This is a genomic window from Sinomonas sp. ASV322 (assembly GCF_030908245.1).
Classification (GTDB): Bacteria; Actinomycetota; Actinomycetes; order Actinomycetales; family Micrococcaceae; genus Sinomonas.
On the sequence record NZ_JAVFJJ010000001.1, the window covers coordinates 124,266 to 137,303 of the forward strand.

Consider the following 13,038-nt stretch of genomic DNA (forward strand, 5'->3'; position numbering starts at 1 on the left):
GCGCGGCTGGCGGCGCAGGCCGCTCAATTCAACACGGAGTGGGTGGCAGGGCAGTGACGGGTAGCTGGGACAAAGGTCATGGCGGCGCGGTCGAGCGGCGCCTCGAGTCGCTCACGTCGTGGGATGCCGACTGGTCCGGACTCCGCGTCGTCGTGACAGGCATCGGGGTTTCCGGCTTCGCGGCCGCGGACACCCTCATCGAGCTGGGGGCCAGCGTCGTCGTCGTCGACGCGTCGGTGACGGAGCGCACGGAGGCGCAGGCTGAGACGCTTCGGATCGTCGGCGCGGTCGACGTCCTCCTCGGCCCCGACGCCGTCCAGTCCCTTCCCCTCGTCGAGGGCGCGTTGCCGGACCTCGTCGTCACCTCGCCCGGGTGGCGGCCCGACCAGGCCGTCCTCGCCGCGGCTGCCCGCAAGCACATCCCCGTGTGGGGAGACGTCGAGCTCGCGTGGCGCGTTCGCTCCCGGCGCGGCAAGAAGACCGCCGAGTGGCTGGCCGTCACCGGCACGAACGGCAAGACGACGACGGTCGGCATGGCCGAGTCGATGCTTCGCGCCGCGGGGATCAAGGCGATCGCCGTCGGGAACGTCGGCACTCCGATCCTCGACGCGATCCGCGAGCCGGTCGAATACGACGTGTTCGTCGTCGAGCTCTCGAGCTTCCAGCTCCACTGGGCCGAATCCCTCTCGCCGCTCGCGTCGGTCGTGCTCAACGTCGCGGAGGACCACGTGGACTGGCACGGCTCGTACGAGAGCTATCTCGCCGACAAGGCGAAGGTGTACCACAACACGCGGAAGGCGGCGGTCTACAACGTCGAGCAGATCGAGACCGAGCGCATGGTCGAGGACGCCGACGTCGTCGAAGGATGCCGCGCGATCGGCTTTACGACGGGAACGCCCGGGCTCAGCATGCTCGGCGTCGTCGAGGGCCTCCTCGTCGACAGGGCCTACATCGCGGAGCGCCGCGATCAGGCCGCCGAACTCGCATCGATCAAGGACCTCGGAAAGATCGCCCCGCGGCATACGGTCGCGAATGCGCTCGCGGCCGCGGCGCTCGTCCGGGCGTGCGGCGTCGAGCCGGTCGCGGTCCGGGAGGGCCTCCGGCGCTACCTTCCGGGCGATCACCGGATCCAGCCGATTGCGTCCGTGGACGGCGTCGAATGGGTCAACGATTCGAAGGCGACCAATCCGCACGCGGCCGCCGCGTCCCTCGCGGCGTTCGAGTCCGTCGTGTGGATCGCGGGTGGCCTCTCGAAGGGTGTGACCTACGACGAGCTCGTCTCGCGCAATGCTTCGCGTCTCAAGACGGTCGTCCTCATCGGAGTCGACAGCAGGGAGCTCGCGGCCGCGCTCGCGCGACACGCGCCGAATGTCCCGGTGATCTCCGTGGAGCCGGGCGAGACTGGAGGAGACCAGCCGGACGGGGCATCGATCATGGACGAGGCCGTCGCGCGCGCTGCCGAGGTCGCCGTGGCCGGCGATACTGTGCTCATGGCGCCGGCAGCGGCCTCGATGGACCAGTTCGCGTCCTACGCCCAGCGGGGCGCGGCGTTCGTCGACGCCGTCCAACGGCTCGTCGAGAGGCAGGCCCACAGCAAGGAGTAGAGGATGGCCACAGCGCAGCAGGAGCGGCCGGCCAAGACCGCGCAATCGCTGTGGCGGCGCCTCGAGGGCCCCGGCCCGCTCGGGGCGGGGGCGGGCTACTACCTCATCCTCGGCTCGACGCTCGCACTCATGGCCATCGGCATCATGATGGTGCTCTCGGCGTCGAGCGTCGAGAGCATCTCGCTGGGCGAGAGCCCCTACACGGCGGCCCTCAAGCAGACCGCATTCGGCGCCGTCGGCGTCGTCGGGATGCTCATCATCTCCCGGATCAACGTGCGCTGGCTCAAACGCCTCGCCTGGCCCGGCATCGGCGTGACGCTCGTCCTGCTTCTGCTCGTCCAGCTCATCGGCAAGCGAGTGCTCGGCAACCGGAACTGGATCGACGTCGCCGGGTTCAGCCTCCAGCCGTCCGAGTTCGCAAAGCTTCTCCTCGCGCTCTGGATGGCGACGGTGCTCAGCAAGAAGGCCAACTTGACCCATAGCTGGCTCCACGCGCTCGTGCCCGTCGTCCCCATGGGGCTCGCCGTCGCGGCGCTCGTCATCTGGGGCCACGACCTCGGCACAACCCTCGTCATCCTGCTCGTGGTTGCGGCGGGACTCTTCTTCGGCGGCATCCCGACCCGGATCTTCCTCGTATGCGGCGCCCTCATGACAGTCGGCGCGATCGGCTTCGCTGTCACAAGCCCCAACCGCATGTGCCGCATCTACGAGTGGCTCGGCCAGAACCCCCCGGTCTGCCAGCAGGACGGCGCGGATTTCGGCTATCAGGTACAGAACGGACTCCAGGGCCTCGCGTCAGGCGGCTGGCTCGGAGTCGGCCTCGGCCAGAGCCGGCAGAAGTACAACTGGATCCCCGAGGCGCACAACGACTTCATCTTCTCGGTCCTCGGCGAAGAACTCGGCCTGTTCGGCACGCTCCTCGTCCTCGCCCTCTTCGCCGTCATGGCTGTCGCGATCTTCCGCGTCGTCGTGCGGCAGCAGGAGCTCTTCCCTCGCGTCCTCGCGGGCACCATCATGGCCTGGCTCCTCGGCCAGGCGGCACTCAATATGGCGATGGTCACGGGACTCCTTCCCGTCATCGGCGTCCCGCTGCCGTTCATCTCCTCGGGAGGCTCGGCGCTCGTGAGCTGCCTGTGTGGCATCGGCGTAGTCTTGTCTCTGGCCCGCGAGGAGATGCGGCCCGCCCGCGCCGCGCGCACGAAGCGGACGGCGACGAAGGCGCAGAAGGCGACGAAGCGGAAGGCCACCACCTAGCAATGCCCGATCAGGACCTCTCCCGGGCGGCCGGACAGCCGGTCGCGTCCGGCCCGTCCGTCGTCCTTGCCGGCGGGGGGACCGCCGGCCACATCAGCCCGCTGCTTGCGATTGCGCGCGCCGTCGAACGACGCGACCCGTCGGCGAGGATTCTCGCCGTCGGAACCGCGTCCGGCATGGAGACGCGCCTCGTTCCCGAAGCCGGCTTCGATCTCGCAACGATCGACAGGGTTCCGCTGCCCCGCAAACCGAGCCTCGACCTCGTCAAGCTCCCGCGCCGGCTCGCGGGTGCCGTCAAGCAGGCGGAACGCATCCTCGTCGACGCGGAGGCCGATGTCCTCGTCGGGGTCGGCGGCTACGTGTGCACGCCGCTCTACCTCGCGGCGCGCCGTCGCGGCACCCCGATCGTCATCCACGAGGCGAACACCCGGGCCGGTCTCGCCAACCGGGTCGGCGCCCTCTTCACGCAGCGTGTAGGCAAGGCATTCGACGAGACGCGGCTCAGGCATGCCCGCCTCGTCGGGATGCCCATGCGCCGCGAGGTCTCGGGCCTCGACCGCGACGCCGACCGCGACGCGGCGCGCCGCTCCCTCGGCCTCGACGTCGACCGCCCCACGCTCGTGGTCACGGGCGGGTCCTCGGGGGCGCTGAGCATCAACCGGACGATCGCGGCGTCCCTCGCCGCCCTCGCGGCCGCCGGCATCCAGACGCTCCACATCACGGGACGCGGCAAGTCCCTCGCAGCGGACGACGGCGCGCCGCTCGCCGCCGAGGGCTACCGCCAGGTCGAATACGTGGATGGCATGGAGCTGGCCTACGCGGCCGCCGATCTCCTGGTGTGCCGCTCGGGCGCCGGAACGGTCTGCGAGGTCGCCGCCGCGGGCGTCCCTGCCGTGTTCGTCCCGCTCCCCATCGGGAACGGCGAGCAGGCCCTCAACGCGCGGGGCCTCGTCGAGGCAGGTGCCGCGAAGCTTGTGCGCGATGCGGACTTCTCCCCGGAGTGGCTCGAGCGCGAGGTCATCCCGCTCGTGACCGAACCTGCGGCGCTCGCCGAGATGTCCGGGCGCGCTCGGACGCTCGGGATCCGGGACGCGGATGACGCGATGGCGACGATGGTCATGGAGGCAGCGAGCTCGTGAACGGACAGACCACTCCTCAGCCCGGCACGGCGCTGGCCGAGCTCGGCCGCGTGCATTTCGTGGGGGTGGGCGGCGTCGGGATGTCCGCCGTCGCGCGCGTCATGGTGGCGCGCGGCGTGCCCGTGAGCGGCTCCGACGCGAAGGACCTCCCGGTCATGCGGGAGCTGGCGGCACTTGGCGCGCGCATCGCCGTCGGCTACGACGCGGCGAACGTCGGCGACGCCGAGACGGTCGTCACGGGCTCGGCGATCCGGCCGGACAACCCGGAGCTCGCCGAGGCGCGCGCCCGCGGCCTCCCTGTGCTCCACCGCTCTGAGGGCCTCGCGGCCGCGATGGCGGGCAGCCGCGTGCTCGCCGTCGCCGGCACGCACGGGAAGACCACGACGACGTCGATGGCCACGTGGATGCTGCGCGGCGCGGGGCTCGACCCGAGCTTCGCGATCGGCGCGAACGTTCCGGCGCTCGGCGTCAACGCAGCCCACGGCTCGACGGACATCTTCGTGGCCGAGGCTGATGAGTCCGACGCGTCGTTCCTCAACTACCGCCCGTTCGTCGAGATCATCACGAATGTCGAAGCCGATCACCTCGACCACTACGGGACGGCCGAGGCCGTCCACGCCTCCTTCGACGCGTTCGCCGCCCTTCTGCCCCCGGACGGCCTGCTCGTCGCGTGCGCAGACGACGTCGGCGCGCGCGGCGTGGCCGAGCGTGTGCGGGCGGGAGCGGCGGACGACGGCGGCCCGCGCGTGCTGCTCTATGGCACCTCGCCGGATGCCGACCTGCGGCTCGGGTTCGGTCCCCACGGCGCGACGCTCGCGTGGGACGGCGGCGAGGCTGCCCTCCCGCTCGTGGTCCCGGGTGTCCACAACGCCCTCAACGCGGCGGCGGCGTTCGGTGCCGTCGTCGTCGGCCTCGGCGCCGATCCCGACGCCTGCGCGGCGTCGCTCGCGACGTTCAGCGGCGCGGCGCGGCGCTTCGAGTTCAAGGGCGAAGCCGACGGCGTCCGTGTCTACGACGACTACGCCCACCATCCGACCGAAGTGCGGGCCGCCCTCGCCGCCGCGCGCGGCGTGGCCGGAAGCGGGGGAGTGCACGTTCTCTTCCAGCCGCACCTGTTCTCGCGCACGCGCGAGTTCGCGGCGGAGTTCGCCGCCGCGCTCGCGCTGGCGGACACGGTTCGCGTCCTCGACATCTATCCCGCACGCGAGGATCCGATCCCGGGGGTGACGAGCGAGCTCGTCACGGCATCGCTTCCGGGCGGTTCCTACGCGCCGTCGGCCGCTGCGGCCATCGCGGAGCTGGTCGCCGCGGCCGCTCCCGGGGACATCGTCCTGACCGTCGGGGCGGGAGACGTCACGTCCTACGGGCCCGCGCTCGTCGAGGCTATCGCTGCGAGGGCTCACGGAGGCCATCCGCATGGCACCTAGCCCGCGCAAGCCCAGAGTGCCCCGCTCGGGCCCGGCGGGCGGCCCCGAGGCACCGGCCGAGGGCCGTGAGCCCGGCGGGGGAGAGGGGCACCGCGTGTCCCTCGGCGCGTCGGCCAAGGTCACCGTCCTCCGCCCGATCCACGACGACGACGGCGAGCCACAGGGCGTCGACGACGCGGACGGGGGGTCGACGGCGACGCAGGCCGCGCGTGCCGACGCCGAGCCGGCCGCGAAGCGCGCACGGCGCGGGCTGGGCCGCGGGCGGAAGGCCGCGTCGTCGTCGCCCGCATCCCCGCGGCCGTCGGGCGACGTCCTCGCGTTTCCCGTGCCCCGCGCGAAGCGGATCCGGAGAAGGGCGATCATCATCGCCGCGACCACGGTCGCTCTCGTCGCGGCGCTCATGGCCGTCGTCGTCTTCACGCCCGTGCTCGCGGTGCGCACCATCGCCGTCCAGGGGACCAGGATGCTCGCGCCGGCCCAGGTCACAGCGGCCCTCAAGCCCCTCGAAGGCCGATCTCTCACACTTGTCGGGCCGGATGACGTGTCGCGGCTCCTCAAGCCCATTGTGCAGGTCAAGTCGGCCCAGAGCCGCGCCGTGCCCCCGAACACGCTTCTCGTCACGATCGTCGAGCGGATTCCCGTTGCGCTCGTCAAGCAGGACAAGGGCTTCTCGGTGGTCGACGGTGACGGCGTCGAAGTCGCCCAGACGGCCGATCGCGGGGCATTCGCCGTGCCCGTGATCGATTCGGGCGGAAGCGCCCTCCCGCACGCGACGTTCCTCGCGATCACGGGCGTCCTCGCGGCCCTTCCCGCCGACGTCCTCTCGCAGCTTGCCACGGCCAAGGCCGATTCGGTCGACTCGGTGCAGCTCAAGCTCGCGAACGGCAAGACCGTGATCTGGGGAAACTCGGACGACCGTGATCTCAAGGCGAAGGTGCTCGAGGCGCTCATGAAGGCCACGGAGAATCCCGTCAAGGGTCAGCCGCCGGTCAATGTCTACGACGTGAGTGTTCCGCGCCATCCCGTGACCCGCTGAGTGCTCGGGGCGGGCCGCCAGGCCTCTCGCGACAATGCGCGCGACACGCCTTGGCGGTCGTTGCACGCGGGAAGTGCGGGAAATACCGTCTTCACCAAGAGCTAGTTGACATAACTATAACCTTCGACTTGAAGGTTAAGGTTGTGCGATTCGAACCTCTTGCAGAACAGCAGGCTTTCGAACAAGGGACACTCAACGTGGCAGCACCGCAGAACTACTTGGCCGTCATCAAGGTCGTCGGCATCGGCGGCGGTGGCGTGAACGCAGTAAACCGCATGATCGAAGTCGGTCTGCGAGGGGTGGAATTCATCGCCATCAACACGGACGCGCAGGCGCTGCTCATGAGCGACGCCGACGTCAAGCTCGATGTCGGGCGCGAGCTCACCCGCGGCCTCGGCGCGGGCGCGAACCCCGAGGTCGGACGCCAGGCGGCCGAGGACCACTCGGACGAGATCGAGGAAGTGCTTCGCGGCGCCGACATGGTCTTCGTCACGGCGGGCGAAGGCGGCGGAACCGGCACGGGCGGCGCTCCCGTCGTGGCGCGCATCGCCCGCTCCCTCGGTGCCCTCACGATCGGCGTCGTGACGCGGCCGTTCACGTTCGAGGGCCGCCGCCGCGCGACCTCGGCCGAGAATGGCATCGAAGCACTCCGCGACGAGGTCGACACTCTCATCGTCATCCCCAACGACCGCCTGCTCTCGATCAGCGACCGCAACGTCTCAGTGCTCGACGCCTTCCGGTCGGCGGACCAGGTGCTGCTTTCGGGCGTCCAGGGCATCACCGACCTCATCACGACTCCCGGCCTGATCAACCTCGACTTCGCGGACGTCAAGTCCGTGATGCAGGGCGCCGGCTCGGCGCTCATGGGCATCGGCTCGGCGCGCGGCGAGGACCGCGCCGTCAAGGCAGCCGAGCTCGCCATCGCGTCGCCGCTCCTCGAGGCATCGATCGACGGTGCCCACGGCGTCCTGCTGTCGATCCAGGGCGGCAGCGACCTCGGCCTCTTCGAGATCAACGAGGCCGCGCGCCTCGTCCAGGAGGTCGCGCACCCCGAGGCCAACATCATCTTCGGCGCGGTCATCGACGACGCGCTCGGCGACGAGGCCCGCGTGACCGTCATCGCGGCCGGCTTCGACGACGTCAAGGCCACGTCGCCGTCGCTCGAGGACACGAAGGCCAAGGCCGCTGCCCAGGCTGCGGCAGCTGCTGCCCAGCAGCCGATGGCCGTGCCCGCCGCGCCGCGGCCCGTGGCCCAGCCCACGCCCGTGCACGCGGGCCTGAGCCAGTGGAGCCAGTCCTCGGCGGGATCGTCGGCCGACTCGGGCTTCGACGTCGAGCTCCCGGCCGTCGTCGAGCATGACCTCACCGGCTCGCGCGACGACCTCGACGTGCCCGACTTCCTCAAGTGACCCTCGGCATCGCGGCGCCGGGCACCGACGGCGCCGACGCTGAGCGCATCTTCTGGTGGCGCCGGGACATCCGTCCCGGCGTCACCGCCGCGTTCACCCAGGTCTCGGGCGGGAACCTCGCGTTCCACGTCGGAGAGGACGACGACGGCGTCCGCAGCCACCGCGCGGCGCTCGCGGGCGCGGTGGGGGTCGACAGGGTCCGCTACATGGATCAGGAGCACGGCGACCGCGCCGCGTGGGCCGAAGGCTCCGGCGACGCGCCGGTTGCCGACGCGCTCCTGTCGCGAGGGCTGCCGGTCGCCGTCATGGTGGCCGACTGCGTGCCGATCCTCGTCGTCGGCGAATTCCCGGATGGACGGCCCGCGCTGGCAGCCGTCCACGCGGGCCGAGCCGGGCTCGCGGCCGGGGTCGTGAACTCCGCCGTGGACGCGCTGCGCGAGGCTGGCGCGCGAGGCCTTGAGGCCTGGATTGGGCCCAGCATCTGCGGCCGCTGCTACGAGGTGCCGGCGGCGCTCCGCGACGAGATCGAGGCGAAGGTCCCCGGGACGGCATCGACGACGTCGTGGGGAACGCCGGGGCTCGACCTTCCGGCGGGCGTCGAGTCCCAGCTGGACGCGCTGGGCGTCCCGGTCCACCTGGAGGCCATCGCGTGCACGTTCCAGGAGACCCGCCTGTTCTCGCACCGCCGTGCGCCCGGCGAGGGGCGCTTCGCGGGAGTGGTGTGGGCACATGGCTGAGCGCGCCGCCCAGTCGAATGACCGAAACGCTCGGCGCGAGCAGCTCGCGTCGAACCTCGATCGGGTCCGCACCCGGATTCATGACGCCGCCCGCGCAGCCGGGCGCGCCGATCAGCCGGAGCTCATCGTCGTGACGAAGTTCCACCCAGCCGACGACGTGCGGTTCCTCGCAGAGCTCGGCGTGACGGACATCGGCGAGAGCCGCGATCAGGAGGCCTCCGCCAAGGCGGCCGAACTCGGCGAACTCGGACTTTCGTGGCATTTCATCGGCCAGCTCCAGACCAACAAGGCCAAGAGCGTCGTCCGCTACGCCGACGCGATCCACTCGGTGGATCGGCCCTCGCTCGTCGCCGCGCTGGCCAAGGCCGCGGCCAGCGAGCCGTCTCGGGCTGGACGGCTGCCGCTCGCGTGCCTCGTCCAGGTCAATCTCGATCCGCTCGCCGAGCCGGGCCGGGGAGGTGCGCTGCCGAGGGAGATCCTTGGCCTCGCGGATCTCATCGCGTCATCTGAGGGCCTCCGGCTCGCTGGCGTCATGGCTGTCGCGCCGCTCGGAGAGGATCCGTCCCGCGCATTCGCTCGGCTGGCCGACTGCGCCGCGTTGCTGCGCGGCGATCACCCGGATGCGATGATGATCTCGGCGGGCATGAGCCAAGACCTCGAACAGGCCATCGCGGCGGGCGCGACACACGTTCGGATCGGGACGGATGTACTCGGTCCGCGGCCACGCGTGCTGTAGCTTCGAAGAGTCGGGACCTTCAGGGCCGGGACCCGGTGCATGAGGACCGCGCGGCCCGAGTACAGGAGTCGAGCATGGCCGGAGTTATGCGGAAGACGATGGTTTACCTCGGCCTCGCAGACAGCGATGAGCAGTTCGAGGCCGAGCCCCAGCATGTCCGCACGGATCTTACACGTACGGAAGAGGACAATCTGGTGCACACCGAGCGCGAAGAACGCCGTCCGGCGTTTTCCACCCGCGAACCCGCATCATCCGAGGTTGAGGAGTATCGGGCCCCCGTGACCCCCATCAAGCGTGCTGCGGCCGTGCGCGAAGACGCCGGGCTGCGCCAGATCACGACCATCCACCCCCGCTCCTACAACGACGCCAAGGTCATCGGCGAGAGCTTCCGCGACGGCATTCCCGTCATCATGAACGTCACGGACATGGGCGAGGCGGACGCCAAGCGGCTCGTCGACTTCTCGGCTGGACTTGTCTTCGGCCTGCACGGGAGCATTGAACGCGTGACGAACAAGGTCTTCCTTCTGACGCCGTCGACGATCGAGGTCCTGGGCGAGGACAAGAACGCCAGCGAGGGCCAGGCGACCTTCTTCAACCAGAGCTGAGTTCCGGCATGGGCATTCTGTGGGCCGTCGTCTTCCTCGTCCTCGAGCTCTTCTTGGTGGCGCTCGTCGCGAGGCTCGTGTTCGACTGGGTCCAGTCGTTTGCCCGTACATGGCGGCCTCGGGGTGCGTCGCTCGTCGCGGCGAGTGCGGTCTACGCGGTGACGGACCCGCCGATGCGGCTTTCGAGAAGGATCTTCAAGCCGATCCATCTCGGTTCGATCAGCCTCGATATCGCCTTCCTGATCCTCGTCATTGCGGTGTACATCGCTATGGCTATCGTCCGGAATCTCGCGTAGGTTCTTAGCAAAATTGTTCCGGGATCCTCGAGGCGGCGCGCACATGCGGGCGGCCCAAGTGGAGCTACCGGGCGAACGTCAGTTACCGTAGTCACGGTGGCGCAAGCCCCTGACTGACTAGACCAAAGAGGTGAGCAGATGGCTCTGACGCCAGAAGATGTCGTCAACAAGCGTTTCCAGCCGACTAAGTTCCGCGAGGGATACGACCAGGACGAGGTTGATGACTTCCTTGACGAGATCGTCATCGAGCTTCGCCGCCTGAACCAGGAGAACGACGAGCTTCGCAAGAAGGTCGCCGAGCTCACCTCGAAGGGCGGCGCACCCGTGGCGGCCGTGCCCGAGAAGCCTGCTGCGGAAGAGGTCAAGCCGGCTGAGGTCGCCAAGCCCGAGGCTGCGCCCGTCGTTCCCGCCGCCCAGGCGCCCGCGGCGGCGCCGGCCGTCCACGCTCAGACCGCCGAGTCGGCGGCTGGCCTCCTCGCGATGGCCCAGCAGATGCACGACAAGCACGTCCAGGACGGCGTCGACCAGCGCGACAAGATCATCGCCGAGGCTCAGATCGAGGCGAGCAGCCTTGTGAGCGAAGCCCAGGAGAAGTCGCGCAAGACCCTCGGTGCGCTCGAACAGCAGCGGTCCGTCCTCGAGCGCAAGGTTGAGCAGCTCCGTGGCTTCGAGCGCGACTACCGTGCGCGTCTCAAGGCCTACATCGAGGGCCAGCTCCGCGATCTCGACGCACGCGGCTCCGTCGTGTCGAGCGAGATCCCAGACAACGCCGAGGTCTGAGACCCCGAGCTCTCTGGCCGACGGCCGCGCATATGCGGCCGTCGGCTTCGGCATGTCAACGGAAAGCAGTATGGAAAACTCATCGGTGACCCCGTCGCAGGGGCCTGAGCCGTCGTCGAACGGCCGCCGCCGCGTGTCGGGACGGGCCATCGCCGTCCTCGCGGCCCTCGCCGTCGTCGTCTACACGTTCGACCAGCTCACGAAGCTCTGGGTGACGAGCACCATGGTGGAGGGGGAGCGGACCGCCGTCCTGCCCCCGCTGCTGCACTGGTACTACATCCGCAACTCAGGCGCTGCGTTCTCAATCGGCGAGAACGTCACGTGGGTGTTCAGCATCATCATGACGGCCGTCTCCGTGGCGATCATCCTGTACGCACGCAGGGTCCGGTCGCTTGGCTGGGCCGTCGCCCTCGGGCTCGTGCTCGGCGGCGCGCTCGGCAACCTGACCGACCGCCTGTTCCGTGAACCGTCCTTCGGCATGGGTCACGTCGTCGACTTCATCCAGCTCCCCAATTTCGCGATCTTCAACGTCGCCGACTCGTGCGTCGTCACCGGAGTCGCGCTCATCTGCCTCCTGACCCTCCTGGGCGTCGGGGCCGATGGAAGTCGTCACGGGAAGGCGCGGTCCGCCGCGGGCCGTGCGGATCAGGGTGAGCCTGACGGTTCCGGGCGCCCGGGCGAGGAACCGCCCCGTGCCTGAGCCGCACATTGTTCCGGAGGAACTGGGCGGGCAACGGGCGGACGCAGGCCTCGCGGTCTTGCTCGGGGTCTCCCGGTCGGCCGCCGCGCAGCTTCTTGCGGGCGGGCATGCGTACTGCGCGGGCAGGGCCTTGGCCAAGTCGGATCGGCTCGCCGCCGGCGACGAGATTGTCATCGACGCGCCCGAGCGGCGCGATCCTCTGGAAGTGGTGGTTGAGCACGTGGACGGCCTGGACATCCTCCTCGACGACGAAGACTTCGTGGTCGTGGACAAGCCCGTGGGCGTCGCCGCGCATCCGTCGCCGGGGTGGGTCGGGCCGACCGTGGTGGGCGGTCTCGCCGCGGACGGCTTCCGGATCTCGACGTCCGGCGCCCCCGAACGGGCCGGCATCGTGCATCGGCTGGACGTCGGAACCTCGGGCGCGATGGTCGTGGCGAAGACCGAGCACGCGTACACCGTCCTCAAGCGCGCTTTCAAGGAGCGCACCGTGGACAAGGTCTACCACGCCGTCGTCCAAGGCCTCCCTGATCCTCTCGAGGGGACGATCGACGCCCCGATCGGCCGGCACCCCGGCTACGACTGGCGTTTCGCCGTCGTCGAGGACGGCCGCGCGTCCGTGACGCACTATGAGGTGCTTGAAGCCTTCGGACGCGCGAGCCTCGTCGAGGTCCACCTCGAGACTGGGCGAACGCATCAGATCCGCGTGCATTTCTCCGCGCTCCACCATCCGTGCGCGGGCGATCTCACGTACGGGGCGGATCCCCGCCTCGCGGCCGAGCTCGGCTTGACGCGCCAGTGGCTGCACGCCCACCGCCTCGGCTTCGCCCATCCGCGGACGGGCGAATGGGTGCAGGCGACGAGCCCGTATCCGACGGATCTCCAGTACGCGATCGACGCTCTTCGAGGGGGCGTGCCCGGGCATTGACGGTGCCCGCACGGCGCCCTACCCTGACGGCGACAACGGGAGGACCGGATGAGGCGAGTCATGTCACCCGATGCGAACGGGCTCCGGCGGGCGAGTGTCACCGCGATCGGGGCTGCGGCCCTCTGGCTGATCGGCATCGCTCCGGTTCCTGGGGTCTACCTTGAGCGTGATCCCGTCCGACGCCTCGAACTCCTCCGCGCGGGGGAGCGCGGTTGGATCATCGGTCACCACCTCGCCGCGGCGGGTACGACGGCGGTGCCTGCCGCGTTCGCCCGCGTAGCCCTTGCCCTGCCGAAGGGTCGGTCGAGGCGCTACGCCGCCGCGGCTGCCGGTGCGCTGGCCCGGGGCGGGCGGCGCACTTGCCTTGACCGGCGACATCCCGCCTTTCCT

General features: G+C 70.1%; 14 protein-coding genes. 13 read left to right on the top strand and 1 reads right to left on the bottom strand.

Annotation, left to right across the window (positions count from 1 at the left end; all coding sequences use genetic code 11):
• Nucleotides 1-38 precede the first annotated feature (38 nt).
• From murD to RBS12_RS00640, 13 genes are all read left to right on the top strand, one after another.
• The gene (murD, locus tag RBS12_RS00580; RefSeq protein ID WP_373886446.1) at nt 39-1,604 is read left to right on the top strand and encodes a UDP-N-acetylmuramoyl-L-alanine--D-glutamate ligase; all 1,566 of its coding nucleotides are present in this window, start codon (nt 39-41) and stop codon (nt 1,602-1,604) included.
• Between the two features lie 3 nt (nt 1,605-1,607).
• Nucleotides 1,608-2,858 carry a putative lipid II flippase FtsW gene (ftsW, locus tag RBS12_RS00585; protein WP_307964109.1) on the top strand — a complete coding sequence of 417 codons (1,251 nt, stop codon included), beginning with the start codon at nt 1,608-1,610 and terminating at the stop codon, nt 2,856-2,858.
• Between the two features lie 2 nt (nt 2,859-2,860).
• The gene (gene murG, locus RBS12_RS00590) at nt 2,861-3,997 is read left to right on the top strand and encodes an undecaprenyldiphospho-muramoylpentapeptide beta-N-acetylglucosaminyltransferase (protein ID WP_307964110.1); all 1,137 of its coding nucleotides are present in this window, start codon (nt 2,861-2,863) and stop codon (nt 3,995-3,997) included.
• Entirely contained in the window at nt 3,994-5,424 is a 1,431-nt protein-coding gene (gene murC, locus RBS12_RS00595; protein ID WP_307964111.1) for a UDP-N-acetylmuramate--L-alanine ligase, read from the top strand. Before murG ends, murC begins: the two co-directional genes overlap by 4 nt.
• Nucleotides 5,414-6,460, top strand: coding sequence for an FtsQ-type POTRA domain-containing protein (locus RBS12_RS00600; RefSeq protein WP_307964112.1), 1,047 nt, complete (start codon nt 5,414-5,416; stop codon nt 6,458-6,460). The genes murC and RBS12_RS00600 overlap by 11 nt, the downstream gene beginning before the upstream one ends.
• A 197-nt stretch (nt 6,461-6,657) precedes the next feature.
• Nucleotides 6,658-7,869 carry a cell division protein FtsZ gene (gene ftsZ, locus RBS12_RS00605; protein ID WP_307964113.1) on the top strand — a complete coding sequence of 404 codons (1,212 nt, stop codon included), beginning with the start codon at nt 6,658-6,660 and terminating at the stop codon, nt 7,867-7,869.
• Nucleotides 7,866-8,606 (top strand): polyphenol oxidase family protein, encoded by a 741-nt coding sequence (locus RBS12_RS00610; RefSeq protein WP_307964114.1) that lies wholly within the window; start codon nt 7,866-7,868, stop codon nt 8,604-8,606. The genes ftsZ and RBS12_RS00610 overlap by 4 nt, the downstream gene beginning before the upstream one ends.
• Nucleotides 8,599-9,342 (top strand): YggS family pyridoxal phosphate-dependent enzyme, encoded by a 744-nt coding sequence (locus RBS12_RS00615; RefSeq protein WP_307964115.1) that lies wholly within the window; start codon nt 8,599-8,601, stop codon nt 9,340-9,342. Before RBS12_RS00610 ends, RBS12_RS00615 begins: the two co-directional genes overlap by 8 nt.
• A gap of 74 nt (nt 9,343-9,416) precedes the next feature.
• The gene (locus tag RBS12_RS00620) at nt 9,417-9,947 is read left to right on the top strand and encodes a cell division protein SepF (protein ID WP_307964116.1); all 531 of its coding nucleotides are present in this window, start codon (nt 9,417-9,419) and stop codon (nt 9,945-9,947) included.
• Between the two features lie 8 nt (nt 9,948-9,955).
• Entirely contained in the window at nt 9,956-10,243 is a 288-nt protein-coding gene (locus RBS12_RS00625) for a YggT family protein (protein WP_307964117.1), read from the top strand.
• A 138-nt stretch (nt 10,244-10,381) separates the two neighbouring features.
• Nucleotides 10,382-11,023: a DivIVA domain-containing protein gene (locus RBS12_RS00630; RefSeq protein ID WP_307964118.1), complete on the top strand. Its 642-nt coding sequence runs from the start codon at nt 10,382-10,384 to the stop codon at nt 11,021-11,023.
• 70 nt (nt 11,024-11,093) lie between these two features.
• Nucleotides 11,094-11,723 carry a signal peptidase II gene (lspA, locus tag RBS12_RS00635; RefSeq protein ID WP_307964119.1) on the top strand — a complete coding sequence of 210 codons (630 nt, stop codon included), beginning with the start codon at nt 11,094-11,096 and terminating at the stop codon, nt 11,721-11,723.
• The gene (locus RBS12_RS00640; protein ID WP_307964120.1) at nt 11,716-12,648 is read left to right on the top strand and encodes an RluA family pseudouridine synthase; all 933 of its coding nucleotides are present in this window, start codon (nt 11,716-11,718) and stop codon (nt 12,646-12,648) included. Before lspA ends, RBS12_RS00640 begins: the two co-directional genes overlap by 8 nt.
• Before the next feature lie 63 nt (nt 12,649-12,711).
• Here RBS12_RS00640 and RBS12_RS00645 read toward each other — a convergent pair whose 3' ends face one another.
• Complete coding sequence (locus RBS12_RS00645) at nt 12,712-13,026, bottom strand: hypothetical protein (RefSeq protein WP_307964121.1); 315 nt, start codon at nt 13,024-13,026, stop codon at nt 12,712-12,714.
• Between the last annotated feature and the right edge of the window lie 12 nt (nt 13,027-13,038).